This window comes from Glutamicibacter sp., from assembly GCF_035257265.1.
Classification (GTDB): domain Bacteria; phylum Actinomycetota; class Actinomycetes; order Actinomycetales; family Micrococcaceae; genus Glutamicibacter.
Genome location: NZ_DATEXC010000018.1, coordinates 39,774 through 61,053 on the forward strand (window position 1 = coordinate 39,774; position 21,280 = coordinate 61,053).

Below are 21,280 nucleotides of genomic sequence, written 5' to 3' on the forward strand. Positions count from 1 at the left end.
CGCATCAAAAAACGTTCGATCTCGACCTGAGTTTCCGTGGGTCGCGCCCCGACGGCAACTAGCGATTGAAGACATGATTAAATTCGAAAATGTCTCGATGGTTTACGAGCCAAAGCAACGAAATGCTGCTTTGAACGACGTAAACATCGAGGTAAACCGTGGCGAGTTCGCCTTCTTAGTCGGAGAATCTGGCTCTGGAAAGTCTACTTTTCTAAGCTTGATCCTGCGCGAAAAGCGCGCCACAAATGGAGCGGTCTACGTCGCAGGGCAAAACCTGAACCGTATACCGAGTCGACGTGTGCCAAAACTGCGTCGCGATATTGGTTTCGTGTTCCAGGATTTCCGTCTCCTTCGTGAACGTACCGTGTTCGATAACGTTGCTTTTGCAATGGAAGTTATTGGTGCCTCACGCGCACAGATTCGCGATCGTGTGCCTGACGCGCTGCGTATGGTGGGCTTGGAAGATAAAGCCCGCCGTAAGCCCACCGAACTTTCCGGTGGAGAGCAGCAACGCGTCGGCATTGCCCGAGCGATCGTTAACAAGCCTTCGATCCTGCTGGCCGATGAACCGACCGGTAACCTCGACCGTAAGAACAGCGTCGAGGTAATGAATGTGCTCGATCGCATTAACCAAAACGGCACCACCGTGCTGATGGCCACTCACGCTCACGAACTCGTCAGCGAGTTCCGCCACCGAGTCATTGAATTGAGCAAAGGCAGCGTTGTGCGCGACGAAGCTGATGGTCAGTACACCGCAATGACGACCGTGATCAATCAGGACGGTTCACGTGAGCTCCTAACTGGTGAGGCCGCCATGGAAGCATCTAGTGAAGCTGCAATGAATGAAGAGAAGGACGAGCGCCAGTGAGATTAGGATTTATTCTCCGCGAGGCTGCGAAGGGCCTTCGTCAAAACATCATCATGGTCGTATCCGTGGTTTTGGTGACCTTCGTATCGCTGACCTTTGTTGGTGCTTCGGCACTATTGCAACTACAGATCAACCAGATGAAGGGCTACTGGTATGACCGCATGGAAGTTGCGGTCTTTCTCTGTGACGACAACACCGCTGCGCCAAACTGCGCGGGTGAAGGCGTCACCGACGAGCAACGCACAAGCATCAAGCAACTGCTCGAATCAGATGAGATGGCTCCATACATCAAGGAATTCGCGTATGAGTCAAAAGCCGATGCACTCAAAAACTTTAAGGAACAGTACAAGAATTCTTCCTTGGTTGATCAGGTTACCGAAGATCAGCTACCAGAATCGTTCCGTATCGGTCTAGTAGACCCCGAGAAGTATCCCGTTATCAATGAAGCTTTTTCGACCGTAGCGGGCGTTGATTCGGTCGTGGACCAACGCGAACTCTTGGAGAAGGTCTTCCAGCTAGTGCGAGTGGCCTCCGCCGCCGCAGCTGTGGTGGCAATTGTGATGATTGCCTGTGCCGTGTTGCTGACAGGCACAACTATTCAACTCTCGGCCATGCATCGACGGCTAGAAACCACCATCATGAGACTAGTTGGCGCATCAAAAACGACTATTCAGTTGCCATTTATCATCGAGGGTGTGATCGCATCCATTATCGGTGGTGTCCTTGCATCAGGCACACTGTGGTTGTTAGTTAAGTTCCTAGTTCAAGACAAATTGGCGAGCGAAAATGTTGGCGTGGCCTTCATTTCAACCAATGAAGTTCTCTTAGTTGCACCCGGGCTCTTGATTATTGGTATCGTTTTGGCCACAATTTCTTCAGTGGTAACGTTGAAGCGTTACCTGAAGGTATAGCCAATCGTTATCTTGAGTGTTCGGTTATGCCTGAAGCACGAAAATCTTTAAGGAGCAGTATGCTATCCAACGCCGTGCGACGTAAGTTCCTGCGCGCCACCATTGGTGGAGCCCTAGCATTGTCACTTACCTTGCCTGCGGGGATTGTTATTGCCGATGAACTCGATGACCGTAAGGTTGACGTCGAGAAAAACATCGACAATTTGGAACAGGACATGGAAGTTCTTGATTCGGATATTGTTGCCACAGATAAGAAACTTCGGGCCCAACAAGCTCAGGTTCCAGCTGCCGAGGCAGCTCTCGCAGATGCCCAAAGCCGTGTCTCCAATGCACAAGCTACTGTCGCGGATCTAACGAACCGGCTGATCAGCGCTCAAGCCACGAGGGACAAGGTTGCTAAGGCAATCGAAGAGAACGCCGCCAAGATTGCAGAAGCGGAAAACACCATGGCGCAGATCGCCTCCGAAGCGTATAAGCGCGGAGGGGTGTCCAGTGGGTTAGACATGATCTTGAATATGGATTCGGCGACCGCAATGGCTGATGGCTTAGACATGGCTAACCGTGCCATGGATTCACAGAACGCCGCATATAACGATCTAGCTCAAGAAAAAGCCACCGACGAGAGCAACAAACTGCGTTTGGTTGCTGTCGAGGATGAAATCTCTTCGCTCAAGGGCCAGGCTGAAGAAGCTTTAGCTCAAGAGCAAAGCGCCCGTGATGCGGCCCAGTCTGCCAAAGATGAGTTGAATGCCTTGGTTGCAAGCACCGAATCTCTTAGCGCCGAATTGGAAGCAAAAAAGCCGCAGATTCAAGCGAAGCTAAAAGTTCAAGAGCAGGAATCTGCTTCGATCAACCAGCAGATCAAAGAACGCCAAGAACGCCTGATCAAAGAAGCCGCTGAACGTAAGCGTAAGGCAGAGGAGAAGGCCCGTAAGGAAGCCGAAGCGGAGCGTCAGCGCGTCGCCAAGGAAAAAGCCGCCTACGAAGCCGAGCAGGAGCGTCAGGCAGCGGAAGCCAAGCGCAAGCAGAAGACTTACAAGAAAAAGCAGTACGTGGCTCCTAAAGCGAAGCCAAAGACCGAAACATACTCGGAACCAAGCAGCTGGGGCTTGGTCAAGCCCACGAGCAGCGCGCGAATTACCTCCAGCTTTGGATGGCGTCCAACTCCTGCAGGAACGATTGACTACTCGGGACAGGGCGGCTACGTCCACGCAGGTGTCGACTGGGGCTTCGGCGGCCAGTGTGGCTCACCGATTCGTGCGGCTGCCAGCGGAGAAATTTGGTTCGCCGGCTGGGGCGGTTCCTCGGGTAACAAGGTGACCGTGTCGCACGGCGTCGTAAAAGGCAAGGCACTAGCAACCAATTACCACCACATGTCACGCATCGCTGTGAGCAATGGCCAGCACGTAAAACAGGGCCAGGTCATCGGGTATGTGGGCACCACCGGTAACTCCACTGGCTGCCACCTTCACTTCGAAACGATCATCAACGGTTCGCATGTGAATCCATTGGGACTGCTCTAACGCTAGACTTGGTAGTTGTGCGCGGGAATCCGCCCGCGACATGCAAGGAGTGTCATGGCTAAGAAGAACCAAGAAGATCGCATTATCGCGAGCAACCGCAAGGCGCGCCACGATTTTGAGATTCTAGATACCTTCGAAGCGGGCATGGTGCTGACTGGGACCGAAGTTAAGTCGCTACGTGAAGGTAAGGCTTCGTTAGTGGATGGCTTTGGTCAGTTCTACCGCAATGAACTGTTCATTGAGAATTGCTACATCCCGGAGTACCTGAACGGTTCGTGGACCAACCACACCGCTCGTCGTCGTCGTAAATTATTGCTGCACCGTGCAGAGCTGCTGAAAATTGAACGTAAGATCTCCGAAGCGGGCCTGACTATTGTTCCGCTGAAGATTTACTTCAAGTCAGGTCGCGTAAAAATTGAAATCGGTGTCGCTCGCGGTAAGCGTGAGTATGACAAGCGTCAGACGTTGCGCGAGCAGCAGGATAACCGTGAGGCACTGCGTGCCATGCGTGAACGTAATCGCGGACAAGCCTAGGCGTGGCGTGAATCTCGTTGGGTTAGCAGAGCAGATTGCGCTATGATTATTTAACACGCCTTTTGGTGTGGTTGTACCCGGGAAACAGGGACTGACAACAAAATACGGGGATGATCGGTTTCGACGGTGTGAGTCGCGACAGATGAAGCGGGCCGAGGATGCAAAGTTATCTCGTAAACGCTCTTTGCAAAACAATAAGTGCCGAATCAAAGCGCACTGACTTCGCTCTCGCTGCCTAAGCAGCCAGACAGTCCGTTAGCCAGGGGATGCTATCGCCCCTGATCCTAACGTCATTTAGGTAGCCCCTGTGTTCGGCGGACGTTACCGCTACCGAACACATACTTAGGTAACTGTGCCTGGATCAACCACATGTTTGCGTGATGGTTGGGGCAGAGAAATTCCGCAGCAAACTGCGCCCGGAGAAGACCTGGCAACACCACATCGGACGGGAGTTCAATTCTCCCCATCTCCACCCCTATAAAGTAGAATAGCCCCTAGATCATGCGGATCTGGGGGCTTTCTTTTTTCCGTGTTACCACAGAACGCTTAACTGTTACCACGGAGCAAGTTAGATAGGGGATAGATGTAGATGGCAACGATACAGACGCACGTCGCGAAAGATGGCAAAGAGTCATACAAGGTTGTGTGGCGAGAACCGGGGGCTAAGAAGATTAGGTCTCGGAGATTCCCCGACAAGGACAAGGCCATAACACTCAAAGACTTCCTTGATGCTAATGGCAACAGCTATGCCGCAGCTACCGAAGTCAAAACACGCATGGACAACCGACTGCCCACGGTCTCCGAAGTTGTTGATCGCCACATCAGCTTGCTGACTAAACCGCAGCCTGGGACTATCCAGCGTTACAAGAATTTGGCGAAGGCTCACATTCACGGGTCACCCCTCGGGCATATGCCAGCAGAGAAGGCAACCAAGAGGGACGTGATCGAATGGATGGCCAGCTTGCGGGCAACGAAAGGGTCAAACATTGAAGAGGGGAGTGAGCTAAGCCAGCGCACCAAGAAGAACGTCCACGCTCTTCTCTCTACCGCGTTCAATACTGCGGTAGAAAACGATGACGTAGAACGAAATCCCGCTAAGGGTGTCGGTGATCCCGACCTGCATAAGTCTCGTGAACCCGTGTATTTGTCGGAAGATGACCTTGAGATCATCGAAGAGGCCATGCCTGAGCGATACCAGCTGTTCATCCGCTTTCTTGGTAAGACCGGTCTCCGGTACAGCGAAGCAACAGCACTGCGCAAACGAGACATACGCGTATCGGGGGAGCGGTGCACGGTCATGGTCACCCGCGCCTGGAAGAACACCGGGGCCGGCGAAGAAATCGGCCTACCTAAAACCAAGCAAGGCGAGCGTCAAGTTAACTGCGGTCCGAAGCTCTCCGCGAGCTTGATCGAGGTCATGAAGGACATGCGACCAGGAGAGTTTGTGTTCACTCGACCAAATGGAGAGTTCCTGCGCAACAGCTACTTTCATAAGAACGTGTGGCAACCAGTGATCAGTAAGCTCGTGGAAGATGGGGACTTGGATGATAAGCCTTGGATACATGAGATCCGCAAGGCCCACACGACACACCTTCTACAAAAGGGCGTGCCAGTGAAGGATGTTCAGACACGGCTAGGGCATCAAGATCCACAGACAACCCTACGCATCTACGCGCAGGTAACTACAGAGTCAGATGTGCGCGCAGCTGACCTCGTGGACTAATGCCCGTGTGGGTCTTGCCCTAGGACTGTCCAGGGATCGGGCCGGTACTTGATCTTTGCGTCCTCGCGCTCGTGCCATTCAGCGTCATCTTCGATGCTCGCCCAGTGGCTATCCACGCTACGTATCCGGCGCGCTTGATCCTTGTGTAGCCACTGGACTTCTGACTGATCATACGAGTACCGGTCAAGGAGTTTGGTGGGCGCGCTGATCATGATCATGTCGCTGTTCCATCCAAGGATCTGCGCATGGATGGGCATCTTGTCCGGGAAGCGCACTTCTACGTATGGGTAACGATTCACCTCGTAACGGTGCATGCCTTGGGTTAGGTCGGTCATGGATAGATTGTCTCTTAAATAGGAATAGCGCCCCACCTCGCAATGAGATGGGGCGTTTCTTCTATTCAGCTACGTGCTCGCCGGTCGACGAGGTAGCGCGCAGGTTGGCTGTTTATCATATTCAGGACAGGGTGAAAATGATGCTGACCAGTGGTTTTACCTAGCGCGCAGGGTCGGCTATTCAGCTACGTGCTCGCCGGGTTCTTTCTTTGCCGGAACAAGCCAGCCAGCAATAACGACGATGAGGACGGTCACCGCGCCTTGCACCTCGTTCGGCGCTTCAATACCGAGCGTAGACAGCACCCAGAACAGGATAGTGGTTACTGCTGCGGCTGATGCGGTTGCGCCCGTTACAGGGCCAATAGAGCGTTGTTCAGACATGGGTTACTTTCCGTTCTGCTGGTTCATGTAGCGCTGGAACGCCTTGATGGTTTCCTTGCCGAACTTGCCGTCAATCAACCACTTCTTGGCGTCCAACGTTTTCTTCTGGGCGAGGAACTGTTGCAACGCCTTATAGGTCGCTGCGCCTGCCTTGCCATCAATGACGTACTTATTCGATGGGTAGTAGCCGAGTCCGCGCAACCACTTCTGCAACGCGATAACGGTGTAGTAACCGAAGTCGCCGTCTACAGCACGGTTGTAATGCCCTACGGCGCGCATGAGGATCTGGAACGCCTTGACGGACTGCTTGCCAAAGATGCCGTCTACTGCGAGATCCTTGTAGTCGGTCGGCTGCTTAGCTACGGAAGGCTTAGGATTCGGCTTGCTTCCGACCGGCTTCACGTTGCCAGCGCCGCCCAGTTCGCGCTCCCACAAAGCAATGGTGTCTTCGAGGTCACGGTTTGCAGCACCCCATGACAGCTCCACATGTAAGTGGTCAGTGTGAGGGTTGACTCCGCCGTAACGATGCCAGCCCTTGTTTGCGTAACCGCCGGAGAAGATCTTGCGGTTGAAGATGATGCACTGGATTCCCAGCTCAGCCGAGTTGAGTCGCAACTGTTCGGCGAACTCTTCGAACACGGAGATCTTGTCGTACCACTTTAACCCGAAGTCAACAGCGCGCCCTTCACCATGCAAGGAGGTGGTGCGGGATGAACCGCGAACGTTACGGCAGTTATAGATACCGGAGTTACGTCCGCCAAGTTCCTTATACTTCGCCAGGAACCACGACATGGCACCCTTAGCGCCGTCCGCTGGCCCCTTGGTGCAAGTGTTAGCGCCCTTATAGCCGTTGTATACCGCCATGGTTAGTTGCCTCCCAGTGGCTTGATACCCTTGGCCGGCACAACATAGTCCGGGTGTTTCGGGTCGGTGACTTCCTCGGGGTTCGGGTCGTCGTATTCCTCTTGGTCAATTGCTTCTAGCGGGTCAAGATCAGACATGGCGTTCCTTTCGGGCATAAAAATAACCCTCACCGTGCGGTGAAGGCTTGGAGCGTTGGGGGTTAGTCTTTGTTGTGTTTTCGTTGCTCTCGGATGATCGTGTAGCCGAGCCATCCGACCACGAGTATCAGGATTGAATACAGGGCAAGGTAGACGTATGGTCTGCCGGGGAACGCTGGGAAGAAACCCGATAGTGTTGCCAAGAGTAGGATCGCGGACTGGACACCGAGCAGGGCCATGAGCACACGACCTGCAGGAAACCCGGTCCATGCGCCGCGTGTAATCCAGTTCCACCCGAACATGACGATGACCGTTTCGATAAGGACTACCGCCATGAGGATCGCGGTCGTTGGTTGCACTGTCATACTGGCCTTCCACGGAATGAGCGTTGAAGCCCCTCGCTGAAATGGTTTTGTCGGTTGATTTCACGGATACGGTCTGATTGCACGGTTACCTCACGTTGCGTCTGCTTGGCTTCTTTGAGGTCGAGTTCCGCCTCAATCTTCGCGGCCAACGCTTCGTCTGCTGCTTCCTGTGCTTGTTTGCGTCGTCCCCAGATCATCGGTCATCACCCGGTTTGTTAGCGTCTTGGATGGAAGTCATGATCTTCGTGACCGTCTCGTTGACAACCATCTGCTCGCGGATCGTCTCAGACTGGGTGTGGATGATTTCTTGTTTCTTCTGCGCTGTTTCCTGCCACGAATCACGCGCTTTCACCATTACGTCATACGTTGATTTAGGGATGATGCGCCCGGTCAGGATCAGCCACACCGCGAGCATCAGCATGGCGGCGGGGCTCAGTGACCCTAGCGCCGTCCACGGTATTGCATCCATGAGCACCACCTCGGCGGGTTACGTTTGGGCTGAAAAACATGAGTGGGCAACGTGGCCTCCTAAAAGTTTTGGGGGGCAACGCTCACAGGGGGACATATAAAATGCGCCCCCTGTGAGCGCTTTTATAGTGTTACTATGGCCTGCTTCGAATTGCCACCGCTATTTAGGTGCGCATTGCCGGGAGCTGCTTGCCAGCGAGTATCAGTAAGGCCAGTTGACGGACTGGCGATCGCAGAATATTGGTCCGAGCACACTTCTGAATTCATAGGCAGTGACATTAGCCAGTCGTTGAAAGGCCATCGCACTTCGTTTAAGCTAGGCTCCGTTGCCTTGGGAAGGATCGTAGCCAGGTAAAGCTCATTGCCATAGTAGTTCATGACGTTCTGCGCGAACGTGTTGAACCGTTCTTTCATCGTGGCCAAGGTTGCACCGTTGCCCAGGTCGTTGTATCCGTTGGCAAGGTACACGCGGTCAGGTTTATCGAGATGCGACCACATGCGTAGCTTCGGAGTCATGACGTCCGAATAGTCAGCCATTGATCCACCCGGCTGTGCCAGCACGGACGCGATAGCCCTCTGTGCTTGCGCGTGCTTTTGAGCCCACGAGTCACGGCACGGGTATGTTGCATTCAGTGCTGCTAAGTGGGAGTCTCCTATATACATGTTCACCCGTGTACTCTTCGGAACTTCCACTTCCAGCATCACGCTGAGCGGTGAGTAGTTCTGCCGAACCGAGGTAACGGACCCCGGGCGCACCCATGAACTTAGGATTTGGTTGGTGAAGCACACCCCCAACTGATACGCATTCACTTGCCCTTCTTCCGCTGATTCGTAGGCGTAGGAAAGAAGGTACTCCTCTCCGGCCTTTAGATTGACGTTCTGCCAGCCAGATCCAAAGCTACTGGCGTCACCGGGGCTAGCAAAAGCATTCCGAAGCACTTGAGGCGTTTCCCCTTCGGGGAATCGTCCAGTCATCGATCCGTCGGCGTTCATCTGATGTTTGCCTATAGCGATTCCAGAAAAATTCAATACTCCGAGATAGGGAGTATCGGTGTTGTAGTCGTAGTTGCGGAAAAGTGCCCGAATGCGAGGAACGTCCACCGCAAACTTTACGGGTATGCGAACCTGCACCAAAGGACGTGAGTCAGTATCAGTGCCGCGTGGGTGGTTAAGCGCGACCGGTGCGCGACGGGTTTCAATCATGGGTGGGTATATCCTTGTCGGTTTAGGTTCTGAAAACACTCCATTTCCGTGAGAAGATCTAACCCACACTTCTGGACCGTAGGTTCCAGGAGCTGTGCCGGTTATGAAAAGGTGCGTTCTTCCTAGCCCAAAATCTGCTACTAGAAGCGTTCCTTGGCGATCTTCTGGGGTTCCGGGTCGGCCTCCTGTTGTGCTGTAGAGCCCCGGGGGAAGGGAATCAACCTGCGATTGAGTAATGCTCGCGGGCAAAGAGCCACCCATTGGAAATTTGCCTGCCAAGATATCTCTTATGCTGGTGGCTTCTATGCCTAATTCAGAGTCTACCTTTAGGGCCAGCTTCCAAACGTCCCCGGACGTTACTACTGGGCTTGTCAGCTCTGGTGCGGGTAAACCGTATTGTGGCGTGTACCGTGTCATTGGTTTGGTGCCCCTCTCAATGGGTCATTCTCGAAGTTCGTGTAGTTGAGACCAGCCCATGCCGCTTCAAAGGCCGCGTAGTTACCGCCAGACCAAGCAGCCTCAAATTCTGCGTAAGTAATCTTGCGTGTGCTGGTCACGCTGATGATTCGGACCGTAAGCGTCTGCGAGTGATCGCCAGGAGCATGAGATTCACTGATGCCAACAACTAGAGCCTTGAGTGTCACGTCCAAGATTCCTGATTGGATAGTGATCACGTCACCCAACTGCCGGCGTGGGTCATACAAAACGCCCACACCAGATAACGTGGGAGTAGGGGCCGTGACCATTCCAGCGATAAAATCAGCCAGTCGTTGCGCGACTGAGCCACCCTCAAAAAGCGGGTGACCCCAGAACCCAAGATCATGCGTTAGCTCTGGCGCGTAACCTGGACCCACAGTCGCCGAAACCGTCACCTCGTCAATCCACTTACCCTCCCCGTACCCGCGTATCACAGGAAGGTTTTGGTTGCGTAGATAAGACCACAGCGCGGTAGATGTTGGGCTTGTCCCCAAAGTTGCTTCAACGTCTGTGGGGTATGTTCCCGCAACGTGGTTGATCTTCACCCCGGCGGTGCCGATATTCTCGGTGCTCACCGTCATCGTTAGCCCGGATTCTGTGGCGGTCTCCCCGTTGGTGGAATAAAAGTATCCTGCAAACGATCCACGGCGACTGTTGTAAACCCCCCAATTGCTCGTGTTGAGGATAGTCAGGGCACGGTCTACGCCAAGCCATTCAGTTGAATCATCCGGGGTTGCGAATACTTCAACGTTGTCAGCCGAAACGAGCGAATCCCCGCTTCCCCGAAACAGCTCTTTACGCTGTTGCAGGCTCTTGGATATTGATGCATCTTTCCACGTGACTTCAACGCGAGAGCGGACAGACAGCAGCGAATCTTCCCAACCGAGTTCCGTAATGTCATCCAACGTGGTGATGGTCTGCGCTGGCGAAGCGTTGCGCATCGTATCGGCAGAAACTAGCTGCAACACACCGGACTCATCGAACCAAGCCGCCGTGAGTGTCGCCTTACAAATCTCATCTACAAGATCCGCAATGTTCCGATTCTCCAGCCGTGGCATCATGTCCATCGTTGAAGCGAGATTGCCTGGCACGAAGCGCATCGAAGGCGTGAAAGAAAGGGACGAGAACTCATGACTCGTTCTCAATGGCCGACCCACTTGGATACCAGCGATCCGTGCACCATTTTCAGCAGTCACACGGATCGTGCCCATGACTACAGCAGGCAATACCTGCGAACCCATTGCGGTATAGCCCTTGTCCGTTCGAAGCGTCCACACCCCGTTCTTGACCAGCAGCGTCACCGCCGTCATCCCAACAATTGACGATGGCCCCAACTGTGCGACCAGCACGCCATTCAACTGCGCGTAAACGACCCGGTTCGGGTGAACGCGCAGACGAACATGATCCGCGCCGTAGTTCACATAGATGTTTGCGTTAGCGGCGTGATCGGGAGCGACCATCACCGTGATCTGCAGAGGTTCCGATCCGTTATACGAGGTGCGAGGCTGGTAGGTTGCATCGAATGCTCCGGCAGCGTAACCCCACGGTGCAGAGTAGAAGCCAGCGTGGATAGTTCCAGTGCTCCCCCCGCCGCTGGCAAGCGTAACGGTGCCACCCTCCGGCCACACGGACCCTTGCAACGGAACCGACACCGCAACATCAGCAACAGGCGGCGGAGTGTTATAAAACCCTGCCTTACGCAGCGCCATTGTCAGTGGGTACCAGTGGCTCAACCCTATCGATCGGTACGCAGCCCCCTCACTGAACGGCACATGGTGACGCAGCAACGCTTCATGGGTGAAGCTCGCGTTGAGTTTGTCCCGGTCATCGATCACCGTTGACTGGATGCCACCACCAACGGTTCCCGAAGTCTTATCAATCGCACCAGTGAAACGCGGGAAATCAGTGGCACCATCAGTCACATAAACAACCACACGATCACCCGACGACGGAGGCCAACCAGAAGGCTTATGCCACGGCGAGATCTCACGAGACTGCACGTCCTCCAGCTGAGCCCACACGATTGTGCCAGACCCGCCAGAAACACCACCGCCAGCCGCAACCTGCTCAGGCAAATCCCCCGCCAAATCACGATCGCTGCTGAAAGATTCCACCTCGCGGCGAACACCATTCACCAGCGCATAAGTGACCAGCTCGCGAACATCACCGCCTGTAAAAGAACCAGGAAGCAACTAGCCCACCTCCGTCACTGTGAAAGAAACATTGCTGAACGTGTGACCGACAACAGCCAACACCTGATCACGCGACACCGAATGAACCACAGCCTTCTCGCACCCCTGACCATCCCCATAAGGCTGAACACTGTCAGTCCAACTAATAGCCGGACGAGCAGCAGCGGTCACCGAAGCAGTCACCGTCAATCGCGCAGACACCGCACCAGCAGGAGGCAAAGCCGACACCGAACGACGCGCCACAGCCGTAGTAGCCGCCACAGAATCAACCTGCGACACCACAGCACCAGCCGCATTCAAAAACAACAGCCGAACAAAACCACCAGAACCAGCCACATACGCAGAACCAGTAACCACGCGACCAGCCAACACCGGAACAGCACCCCCGAAGAACGCGCCATTTACCGTGTCCTTCCACACCGACCGAGCAGCCCAGCCATCAGGCGTCAACAGAGGCGGCGAACCCAAGAGAGTTGCGCCCGAGCTCATTACGACCGACGCCGGATCGCACGAAGCAGCAGCAGGCGTAAGAAGATTAGTAACCGACGCATCAGCAGACACAAACCAAAACGGCCCGCGACCCCAACTGCCATTAGTGAACTCCTGAAGGGTGGCGGATTCAGCGGGGTCAGCAAACTGTGCGTTCAAAGACCAAGCACGCCGGCCGCCTGGAATGACCTCAGCCTTGCGTCGCCCCTCGATTGTCCGCTTGAAATTAAACCGATCCTCAATTTCTAACTGCGCGGAAGGGGTCGAATAAATGGGGATCATGCGACCCAACGTGCCTAGATAAACAGTCACAAAACCCTCCAAAATGGAAGTGGCTCACCGTTTCCAGTGAGCCACTTCAATCATTATTTGAGACGCAATTCCTTGCGCCCCTTGATGTTCGCCTTAGCGACTTCCTTGGAATCAACCTGAACGCTGACCACTTGCTCGCGATCTCGAATAGCTTCAATCAGCCGGTCAATATCCGACTCACGGAAACCACCCTCAACCGTGTTGTTCACAGCCTTTGTCACGGTGTCCCACTGACCCGGATTCAAGATAGCTTCTGGCTTGCGCGTCTTGTTCACAATCGTGGAAACGCCCGGCTGCAACCAACCACCAGAGTCGTGCAGGTAAGACATGTAGTTGAACGGTGACCCGTTCTTCCACAGCTCAGCGTGCAAGTGAGGGCCAGTAGACCGACCAGTGTTACCCGAGTTGGCGATGCGCTCGCCGGCAGACACCTTGTCACCCGGTTTCTTGCCCCATCCGGACAAGTGCCCGTAGTAGGACGAGAAGCCATCGGCGTGATCAACGACCATGCCTTTACCAGTACGCCCGGTAACAGCGTTCCAGCCGATCTTGCGGACAACACCGTTGAGCATCGAACGCACAGCCGAACCGATACTTACTGCGAAGTCGATACCAGCGTGAGGATAGGCCCCACGCGAAGTACCGAACCCCGAAGTAATCGGACCATTAGCAGGCTTGGAGAACGCGCCTAACGGACCATCGAAGAACATCGCACTATCGGAGCCAGAGCCACCGCCAGCGCTCTCGTCCTTCTGCGTCGCCCAACCAGTCAACCCATCGATCACCTTGAACCCAGCACCACGGATCAACTCGTTAAACCCGCCACCAGGAATCAACGAAGACATTGAATCCTTGAGCGGTGCAGTCACAGCACGAACACCAGCTGCGAGCATGCCCACAGCCCAGTCCTTCACCTTGCCAACAGTGTTCTTCACACCGCCCCAGAGGTCATCCCAGAAGCCGCCAATAGGCATCTGAGACTTCTTCTCGTCGTGCCCACCGTTCATTGACGACAACGCGGCCATAGGTGCTTGCTGCTTACCTGCAAGCATCTGCTGAGTCTCGTTAGCCGTATAAACGTAGCCGGGGCCGGTGTTGATAAGCTCGGGGCCTTCTTCGCCGACGAGCTTCCAACCGTCCTTCATGTGCCCGCCCTTGGCGAACGCAGGAATGTTGACCTCAGGAAGTTTCCAATCCAACCCGAGCTTGCTAGACATGGTGTTGACCATCTCACGCAAACCGTTGTTGTAGACCGTGTTTACAACGAAATCAATAGGCTTGTACGCGATCGACTTGATCGTGTCCCAAACCTTCTTGATCCCATCAACGCCACGCTGGAACGCAGGCTTTACGTGCTCATTGATGAAACTGCCGAGAGCTTGGAAGACCGGCTTGATGTTGTTATTCCAAACATCTTTGATCTTCCCTGAGACCGAGTTCCACGTATCAATAGTGAACTTCTTGATCTTGTCCCAGTTGGCAATCACAATCGCCGCGATACCGACAATGGCAGCAATCGCCCAGCCAATTGGACCCATCGCAATCAACCAAGCGGCAGCCATGCGGCCAGCCTGCAAGAGCGACTGTGTGCCCATGAGTAGCCAGCCAGCAACGACCTTAGCCGCCTGAATGCCCATTGCAATAGCAGCCTTGCCAGCAGGAACAAGTACACCGACAGACCACGAAACGGCCATCTTGAGCGCCTGCACCATTGAGCGGGTAGCCATCAAAGCCCAGCTAGCAATAACCTTGCCAGCTTGCACACCGAACGCCACAGCGCCCACAGCGGCTTGCTTGATCACCGTGCCAGTCCACACCGCAGCAGTCTTTGCGCCAGACACGACGGCGGCGGCAGACATAGCAACCCACTGAGCAGCGATCTTGATGCGAGTCGCGATCATCGCCGCAACAGCCTTCGCAGCCTCGATCTTGTACAACGCCCAAACCGCAACAGTTTGCGCGCCAGACCGGATCGCAGCAACGCCCATTGCTACCCATTGACCAATCATCTTGTACGACTGAGCAACGAATACCGCTGCCGTCTTGATAGCTTCGGCCCTCACGAGCAGGAACGCGGCAACATTCTTCGCGCCAGCAATAGTCGCCTGGATGCCCCACTTGATCAGCATCGGAATCATCAGCGCACCAATAACGCCAGCACCAATAGTTAGCGCCGTGCTATTGTCCTGAATCCACCCGGTAGCACCCTGCAAAATAGGGCCAAGAGTCTGACCAATAGTGTCACCGGTACGTCCAACCCAACCGCTAAACGATTCAAGCGCAGGAATAGCAGTCTCATTGATGAATCCGAAAGCCGTAGTCATGGCAGGCAGGAAAGCCCCGCCAACCTTCTCTTTCAGATCCGCAAACGCCGCCGACGCTTTCTGCTGCTTGTTCTGCAAAGTGTCAGCTTCACGCGCAAAGTTACCCTGAGCATCAGCGCCCTGCCCATAAAGAGCAGACTGCACAGCAAGAGCCTTAGACTCAGCGTCAAGCTTTGGAACCTTGCCAGCAGTCGCCTTGCTATAGGCCTCCTCAGCGGAGGTCAAAGTCAACTGAGCGCGCTTTACCTCGTCAGAATCCTTGCCGTACTTCTTCAAGGTTTCGTTGTATTTGTTCTGCGCAAGAGTCATCTTCGTAGACGCAGTGGCAACCTTGTCAGCATCAACAACAGGCTTCAAAATACCCTTGGACAACGCCTCAGCTTCAAGAGTCGCCGCCGACAAAGTAATGCCGTACTTCTCAATCGGGTCCATCTCGCCCTTGAGCGCAGACGAAATAGCCTCGATAGCTTCCTTCGTCGTACCGCCAAACATGGAAGCCATGTCCGCGCCCATGCCGATCAGACCATTAGTCTTATCAGCAATCTCATCCATAGGCGTGCCCATGTTTTTCAACTGGGAACCAAGGAGCGTACCAAGCTCGCGGTACTCGTTACCCGAGATACCTACAGTTTGAGCAGCAGTAGCCGCCCAGTCATGCATCGTCTGAGCGTTTTCCTTGAACACGGTATCGATAGCGCCGATGGACTGTTCAGCGTCACCGGCCATGCCAACAATTTCCTTGACACCGCCAGCAACCGCCGCGATAGAGAAACCAGCAGCAAGACCACCCAGAGCGCCCTTGAACGAACTAGAGAACCCGCCGCCAGCACGCTTGCCGCCATCCTCTGCCTGCTTGTTAGCCGCAGTCGTGGCGGTCTTCATGCCCTTGGATAGGTTGGCCTTGAGCTTCTGCCCAACACCCTTCCAGCCTTTGGCATAGGTAGTAGACGCAGTGGATGATGCTTTAGTAGCCGAAGCTAATGAATCCTTGGACTGCTTCAACTCATTCTGCAAACGATTCTGAGCGTCCGCAGCACCCTTAGTTTCTGCTTCTAGCTTCTGCTCAGCAGTCGCCAAACGATCAACGGCAGATAGTGCCTGAGAAGACTTCGGACCAAACTTCTCCGTAGTCTCATTTAGCTTCGCCTGGGCAATCTCAGACTTCCTCTTCGCGGCCTCGACCTTACGCGCCGAAGTCTCAGCCTGAGCAGCCACGCGCTTCTCAGCACGCTCCACATCAGCAGCCAGCGAATCAACGTCCGGTTTATTCTGCTCAAAGCCCTTAGCAATAGCCTTGCCCATTCCCAGGCCAGCTTTAGAAGCCTGAGACTCTGCGCCCTTGAAAATCCCGCCAACCTGCTTAGCGAGCAATGAAGTTTCGGCGGCCAGCGTCAAATATCCGGTCGCTAGCTCAACTGAACTGGCCATATTTTATCCCCCTGCGATACTTTTAGGAAAAGCAAAAGGCCCCACAAAAAAAGTGAGGCCTAATACCTATCTGCTCCTACTGCATTTCCAATCCGGCAGGAACTTTATTATTCTTACTCTGGTTGCACCGCATATGGGCCAGTTGCAGATTCTCTAACTCATGACCACCGCCGAGCGAAAAAGGAATTATATGGTCAACGCTTGGACTGGCAGGGTTTGGCATACTCAGGGTTAGATTCACCAAATCACCGCAAAGTCGGCAGGCATTGCCGTCCCTCGCCAGGATCTCACCGAGTGAAGTTTTATGCCTGCGGTACTTTGCCTTTGCGCAAAAGATGCACAATTTTATGTCGGATCTTCTGCGCCTACCAGATGAATGCGTGATTGACATATCCACTGGGTAGGAACATCTTTCGCAGGGCTTCCACTCAGAGGGAATATCCGCGACGCTCGGCGTGCAAAGTTCACCGCAATACCTTTTGCCCTGCGACGCTCCATATGGCAGCGCCTCCCCGCATCCACGACACCACCTATCTGGTAGGCCGCCATGCCTACTCATATACTGATGATGAGTTGCGCAAATACCGCGAGCGATAGGATTTCGCGGGCATCCAGACACGGAGCATCGGGGACCTTGGACTTCTGGGTAGCATCCCGGGGAGCAATACTTGTTAACGGTGGTGTTGTCCTTGCCGCAGGACGGGCAAGGATTCAACAAAGGTTTTCCGGCTAACGATCTCCGATAATGAGAGGTGCAATAACCTTTACACCTGACTATCTTTTCGCATTCAACAACCGAGCAGGTAGACTTACCCATAGCGAATCCTCCAGATTCGTTAGGCCTCGGGTAACAGTGTTGACGCACTGCCGGGGCCGTTTTGATTAATTACCTAATTATACCGTGACGAGCCGACATTATCGACTCGCCACGGTCTTTTAGTCCCAGCCCAGCAACTTCCGAAGATCCTCGATCTTCGACGGCTTGACCTTGAGAACTTCTGTCTCAGTTTTCTTGTCCCACGGCCTACGTGTAGGCTTCGGAACCTCGGACTTCTTGATGCCACGGCGACGAGTCACCACAGCGACAAGCTGACCGATACCGTCGTAAATACCAACGATGTGATCGACCACGGGGTTGTACCACCACCAGTCCTTACCATTGATGGCGCGCATCAAAGGGTCATCGTAAGGAAGGTTGTCGATAACAGCCCAGCAATCAGACCAAGTGAGATCCTCAGTAGAAATATCCCGCCAACGAAGCCCCCTATCAATCAAGGAAGCTTCGAAAGCAGACGGATATTCAGTGTGGAGCCGGATTAACTCTCGGATTTCCCTAAACCCACAGGCTGGCCCTTGCCCCAAACCTCAGTGAATGGGATGACTTCCTCCTGCGAAAGGTCACGGAAGTCTTCAAGCACGGTTTCATCAACACCAGCACCAGAGAGCCATGTGATGATTTTGGAGATATTCCCTCGCTCCATGGCCTCGATGATTCCGAGCGGCATCTGCTCGAACGAAGGAAGCTCGAACGGCTCATTGAATCCCTCGTATTCGAACTTGACGAAGGTGTACTGCTTAGCGGTAGAACGTCCGCCCTTACGGGTCTTAGAGACAGGCATGGTCAGCCCTTTCTTGTTAAACAGCAAGACCCCCACCAGATAATGAGGGCCTTGCATGATTGTTTGGTTATCGGTCTAAATTGTTGTGAGTGAACAGCTCAAGCCTTTTCAGGCGAGCCGCTTCACCAGCTTCTTCGGGAGTGTCAAAGTATCCCGCATAGTAGCGCTTGCCGTTGTGTCCAACGCGAGCTCCCCACTTTTGCTTGCTACTGTTCCAGATTGCTCCACGAATACCAGAACGGCTCGTAGACTGCGCACCTAGAACGTTTTCCCGGTTTTGCTTGTTTGTTGCCAAGCGTAGATGATCAGGGTTTACGCACGAAGTGTTGTGGCAAATATGGCCAATAAACAACCCTTCGGGAATCTCACCCTTGGCCCATTCGTAGGAAAGCCTATGCGCTCCAGCGTTAGTTCCGTTCAGCCTCACGCATCCATACCCATCAGGGAAAGTTGCGCCGGTCCAAACCCAGCAACTGCCGGACTTATCAACTTTTTGCCAGAAGCGTTCTTCCAGTGATAAATGCTGTCCGCCGAGGGGCTTTAGACCCTTCCCCTGCCGATGCTGCCAGTAGTGACTATCGCAAAGGCCTAGTGTCCTGCACGGCTTTGTGCATCCATCAAACGAACAGGTAGACTTGGTCATATCGACTCCTTTTCAGTCGGTCACAACCCCGGAATGTTAGAGCATTCGCGGGGTTCTTTAATTCTCTAATTCTACCAGAAAAAGAACCTATTTCCCGGTGCGGAGCTGACCAACACGCACCGGGAAGTAGGAGATTATTTACGGAACAACCGGGCCATCAACGAACGAAATCGCCTTTACGCCGTTAGCGTCCGGGAAGGCCTCGATGTTTACCTCGTACCTAATTACTTCTGAGTGTACGAAAGTTACATCGCCAGAAGTCGAAAGCTGACCATCCTTGATGTACTCTCGGATCTTCGTAGTACCGTCTGCCATGTCAATGACGAACGACTTGCGCGCAGGCATTTTGGCGGTATGGTTTACCTTGACCTTGCCAGCAGTGACAGTAACATTTGCGTCGCCATGAATCAGCTTCAACACGTCCGCATTAGCGGACTCAAGGAACTCAAGAGTGTAGGTCAGGCTGTGTTCGGTGCGGACGACCTTTACAACGTCTCCACCCCAGGCCATTACCTTATCGTCGGAAGCGTCGGTAGTACGAGTGACACCTCCGTCTCCCACATATCCCGCCTTGATCCATGCTGGGTCTAGTGCAGTAGTTGCATCTGTCGGTTCGGCCACGGTCTTATCACCGAACAGCACACCGCCGGTAGCGGTTACAGGAGCACCAACGAGCACATTCTGTGTACCAGTTGCCATGATTTGCCTCCTAAAGGGCATAAGAAAAAGCCCAACCACAAACGTGGTCAGGCTTCGAAAATTGTTTGGTTAGATAGCGGGAATCTGGGTTGTTGACGCTCTGAAACTCAGTTCCACAGTGAAGGAGTAACCCGGCGTGCGAGTCTCCGAGTCGGGCTGGAAAGTAGGACGCTGAACAGTTCGCAAGAAAATCACGCCAGCCTCCTCGAACGGCCACTGACGAATCAGGCCATGCAACTCACGAGCAACCCTAGAAGCTTCCATGCCGTCAGCATGCGAAACCTCCACCGTCACCCGCGCATCATCAAGCACAACGTCCCGCTCGCCCCGGCCACCAGTGTCCACCACCGTCACCAGCAGCGGGCCCCACTCCCAACCAGGCGGCACATCCATGAACGGGCCAGCCTCAAAAGGAACATACTTGCCAAGGAACGCCACAGCACGAACAACCGGGTCCTGAAAGAGAATGATTTCAGGCATCAATCCCTCCCAGCGTCGAGTGCTCTCAAAAGTGCATGGTGCTTCCTGTTATGAAAGTGCGCGTGCCCTGTAGCCATCACTGACACAGCGCCACGCGGATCTTCCAAAACCAGCTCCGTGACCTTATAGCCCATCGCCTCACCACCAGCAGCCGCCGCAATCTTGTCGCCACGACGCTTCAAATCAGCGCGAACCTCCGGCAAATTGCGGATCTGCTCAAACACGCCCCGATTGAACTTGAGTTTGCGAGCCATCAGCCAGTCACCCGCTTCAACTTCACCTCAGTACGGAAAACGGAAGCTGTGAAGAAATTACGCACAGGAGGCGCGTAACCCTCAACACCGAACCGCTGCCCATAAACCGTGAACTGATCAAGATGACTGATCGTCAACCCAGGAGGCAGAAACAAGACGCGCTCAACAACATCCCGCTCAGCAGACATATTGCGTGGTTCATCAGCGGCAGCCACATCTATCCCAACATCCTCAACGAGAACATCCTGATAGACCGGAACCTGCGCACCCTGCGGGTTACGCTCATTCCTAAGCCACTGGTGACGAATCACCTGCTCACCCTGAACCTGCAACATTACGGCCCCCAGTTCAACTTGTACGGCTCAAGCAACGCCATCTCAGTCGCAAGCAAAGGGATAGACGCAACCGAACCGCCAGCAGCCGCATAGGTTACCGACTGCGTGCCGGCTCTCTGCGAAACAACGTTCCCCGAAGGGTTCATTGCCGCACGAGAAGCAATGCCAGCAATTAGTGCACCAAGCTCCCCAGCGTCCTCATAGCCATGCGTGAGCTCTACAGACACCGACCGATACTTCTTAGGCCAGCATCCGCCGTCCTTGCGCGACAGCAAGCCCGCCTCAGACCAATCGGCCTCAGCGGGAGAACCGTCAACGAGGACCGCAGACACCGAAACGATATGCTTCGACTTGATCTGCAAAACTTCGCCACCATTGCCGTCAACAATCAACGTCTCAGTGTGCTCGGGGGTAACATGCCAACCGCAGTACCGGCGCACAGCACTAGTCGCCGCATCAATCCAGAACTGATCATCAGTTGGGGCCGGCTTACTCGTCAGTATCGGAGGTAGAGACATTAGCCTTCACCTTCCCGCGACGAGCCTTGTTCGGCACCTTGATCGGCTCCTGAACACTAATCGGCTTAGCGCCAACCCGCTCAGCAGTTTCCTTATCCAGTTGCACCTGGTGAGGAATGTTCCCGATCAGAATTTCGTAGATTTCCATCAGATATTCCTTCCTGATACACCAGTGGGGCCACCCCGAAAGATGACCCC

26 protein-coding genes and 1 other RNA gene are annotated in these 21,280 nt (G+C 54.2%); 6 read left to right on the forward strand and 21 right to left on the reverse strand.

Going from position 1 to position 21,280, the window contains the following annotated elements:
* Positions 1-73 precede the first annotated feature (73 nt).
* From ftsE to VJ369_RS03090, 6 genes are all read left to right on the forward strand, one after another.
* Positions 74-868: a cell division ATP-binding protein FtsE gene (gene ftsE, locus VJ369_RS03065; protein WP_188686595.1), complete on the forward strand. Its 795-nt coding sequence runs from the start codon at positions 74-76 to the stop codon at positions 866-868.
* Positions 865-1,779 (forward strand): permease-like cell division protein FtsX, encoded by a 915-nt coding sequence (ftsX, locus tag VJ369_RS03070; RefSeq protein WP_096256401.1) that lies wholly within the window; start codon positions 865-867, stop codon positions 1,777-1,779. Before ftsE ends, ftsX begins: the two co-directional genes overlap by 4 nt.
* A 59-nt stretch (positions 1,780-1,838) precedes the next feature.
* The gene (locus tag VJ369_RS03075) at positions 1,839-3,302 is read left to right on the forward strand and encodes a peptidoglycan DD-metalloendopeptidase family protein (protein WP_096256402.1); all 1,464 of its coding nucleotides are present in this window, start codon (positions 1,839-1,841) and stop codon (positions 3,300-3,302) included.
* Positions 3,303-3,356: 54 nt separating this feature from the next.
* On the forward strand, positions 3,357-3,836 hold the full coding sequence (smpB, locus tag VJ369_RS03080) for an SsrA-binding protein SmpB (RefSeq protein ID WP_096256403.1): 480 nt from the start codon (positions 3,357-3,359) through the stop codon (positions 3,834-3,836).
* 106 nt (positions 3,837-3,942) lie between these two features.
* Positions 3,943-4,311, forward strand: a transfer-messenger RNA (tmRNA) gene (ssrA, locus tag VJ369_RS03085).
* 114 nt (positions 4,312-4,425) lie between these two features.
* Positions 4,426-5,559: a site-specific integrase gene (locus tag VJ369_RS03090; RefSeq protein WP_324090674.1), complete on the forward strand. Its 1,134-nt coding sequence runs from the start codon at positions 4,426-4,428 to the stop codon at positions 5,557-5,559.
* Here VJ369_RS03090 and VJ369_RS03095 read toward each other — a convergent pair.
* The 21 genes from VJ369_RS03095 to VJ369_RS03195 all read right to left on the reverse strand — a co-directional run bounded on the left by VJ369_RS03095 (position 5,556) and on the right by VJ369_RS03195 (position 21,230).
* A complete protein-coding gene (locus VJ369_RS03095) occupies positions 5,556-5,894 on the reverse strand; it encodes a hypothetical protein (protein WP_324090675.1) in 339 nt (112 codons plus the stop codon). The genes VJ369_RS03090 and VJ369_RS03095 overlap by 4 nt on opposite strands.
* 177 nt (positions 5,895-6,071) lie before the next feature.
* Positions 6,072-6,275 (reverse strand): hypothetical protein, encoded by a 204-nt coding sequence (locus tag VJ369_RS03100; RefSeq protein WP_324090676.1) that lies wholly within the window; start codon positions 6,273-6,275, stop codon positions 6,072-6,074.
* A gap of 3 nt (positions 6,276-6,278) precedes the next feature.
* Entirely contained in the window at positions 6,279-7,139 is an 861-nt protein-coding gene (locus tag VJ369_RS03105) for a peptidoglycan-binding domain-containing protein (RefSeq protein WP_324090677.1), read from the reverse strand.
* A 2-nt stretch (positions 7,140-7,141) separates the two neighbouring features.
* Positions 7,142-7,276 (reverse strand): hypothetical protein, encoded by a 135-nt coding sequence (locus VJ369_RS03110; protein ID WP_324090678.1) that lies wholly within the window; start codon positions 7,274-7,276, stop codon positions 7,142-7,144.
* Between the two features lie 62 nt (positions 7,277-7,338).
* Positions 7,339-7,641: a putative phage holin gene (locus VJ369_RS03115; RefSeq protein ID WP_324090679.1), complete on the reverse strand. Its 303-nt coding sequence runs from the start codon at positions 7,639-7,641 to the stop codon at positions 7,339-7,341.
* On the reverse strand, positions 7,638-7,838 hold the full coding sequence (locus tag VJ369_RS03120) for a DUF7620 family protein (protein ID WP_324090680.1): 201 nt from the start codon (positions 7,836-7,838) through the stop codon (positions 7,638-7,640). Before VJ369_RS03120 ends, VJ369_RS03115 begins: the two co-directional genes overlap by 4 nt.
* On the reverse strand, positions 7,835-8,110 hold the full coding sequence (locus tag VJ369_RS03125) for a hypothetical protein (RefSeq protein ID WP_324090681.1): 276 nt from the start codon (positions 8,108-8,110) through the stop codon (positions 7,835-7,837). The genes VJ369_RS03120 and VJ369_RS03125 overlap by 4 nt, the downstream gene beginning before the upstream one ends.
* A gap of 122 nt (positions 8,111-8,232) precedes the next feature.
* Entirely contained in the window at positions 8,233-9,312 is a 1,080-nt protein-coding gene (locus tag VJ369_RS03130; RefSeq protein ID WP_324090682.1) for a hypothetical protein, read from the reverse strand.
* A 413-nt stretch (positions 9,313-9,725) separates the two neighbouring features.
* Entirely contained in the window at positions 9,726-11,981 is a 2,256-nt protein-coding gene (locus VJ369_RS03135; RefSeq protein ID WP_324090683.1) for a hypothetical protein, read from the reverse strand.
* Positions 11,982-12,782, reverse strand: coding sequence for a hypothetical protein (locus VJ369_RS03140; RefSeq protein WP_324090684.1), 801 nt, complete (start codon positions 12,780-12,782; stop codon positions 11,982-11,984).
* 53 nt (positions 12,783-12,835) lie between these two features.
* Positions 12,836-16,534, reverse strand: a complete 3,699-nt coding sequence (locus VJ369_RS03145; protein WP_324090685.1) for a peptidoglycan DD-metalloendopeptidase family protein — start codon at positions 16,532-16,534, stop codon at positions 12,836-12,838.
* 76 nt (positions 16,535-16,610) lie between these two features.
* Entirely contained in the window at positions 16,611-17,351 is a 741-nt protein-coding gene (locus VJ369_RS03150; protein ID WP_324090686.1) for an HNH endonuclease, read from the reverse strand.
* 119 nt (positions 17,352-17,470) lie between these two features.
* A complete protein-coding gene (locus VJ369_RS03155; RefSeq protein ID WP_324090687.1) occupies positions 17,471-17,707 on the reverse strand; it encodes a hypothetical protein in 237 nt (78 codons plus the stop codon).
* A 143-nt stretch (positions 17,708-17,850) separates the two neighbouring features.
* Complete coding sequence (locus tag VJ369_RS03160; RefSeq protein ID WP_324090688.1) at positions 17,851-18,153, reverse strand: hypothetical protein; 303 nt, start codon at positions 18,151-18,153, stop codon at positions 17,851-17,853.
* A 67-nt stretch (positions 18,154-18,220) separates the two neighbouring features.
* Positions 18,221-18,796 (reverse strand): HNH endonuclease, encoded by a 576-nt coding sequence (locus VJ369_RS03165; protein ID WP_324090689.1) that lies wholly within the window; start codon positions 18,794-18,796, stop codon positions 18,221-18,223.
* Positions 18,797-18,934: 138 nt separating this feature from the next.
* A complete protein-coding gene (locus VJ369_RS03170) occupies positions 18,935-19,495 on the reverse strand; it encodes a hypothetical protein (protein ID WP_324090690.1) in 561 nt (186 codons plus the stop codon).
* A gap of 69 nt (positions 19,496-19,564) precedes the next feature.
* A complete protein-coding gene (locus VJ369_RS03175; protein WP_324090691.1) occupies positions 19,565-19,975 on the reverse strand; it encodes a hypothetical protein in 411 nt (136 codons plus the stop codon).
* Entirely contained in the window at positions 19,975-20,229 is a 255-nt protein-coding gene (locus VJ369_RS03180) for a hypothetical protein (protein ID WP_324090692.1), read from the reverse strand. The genes VJ369_RS03175 and VJ369_RS03180 overlap by 1 nt, the downstream gene beginning before the upstream one ends.
* Positions 20,229-20,564 carry a hypothetical protein gene (locus tag VJ369_RS03185; RefSeq protein ID WP_324090693.1) on the reverse strand — a complete coding sequence of 112 codons (336 nt, stop codon included), beginning with the start codon at positions 20,562-20,564 and terminating at the stop codon, positions 20,229-20,231. The genes VJ369_RS03180 and VJ369_RS03185 overlap by 1 nt, the downstream gene beginning before the upstream one ends.
* A complete protein-coding gene (locus VJ369_RS03190) occupies positions 20,564-21,082 on the reverse strand; it encodes a hypothetical protein (protein ID WP_324090694.1) in 519 nt (172 codons plus the stop codon). Before VJ369_RS03190 ends, VJ369_RS03185 begins: the two co-directional genes overlap by 1 nt.
* Positions 21,054-21,230, reverse strand: a complete 177-nt coding sequence (locus VJ369_RS03195; protein WP_324090695.1) for a hypothetical protein — start codon at positions 21,228-21,230, stop codon at positions 21,054-21,056. Before VJ369_RS03195 ends, VJ369_RS03190 begins: the two co-directional genes overlap by 29 nt.
* Between the last annotated feature and the right edge of the window lie 50 nt (positions 21,231-21,280).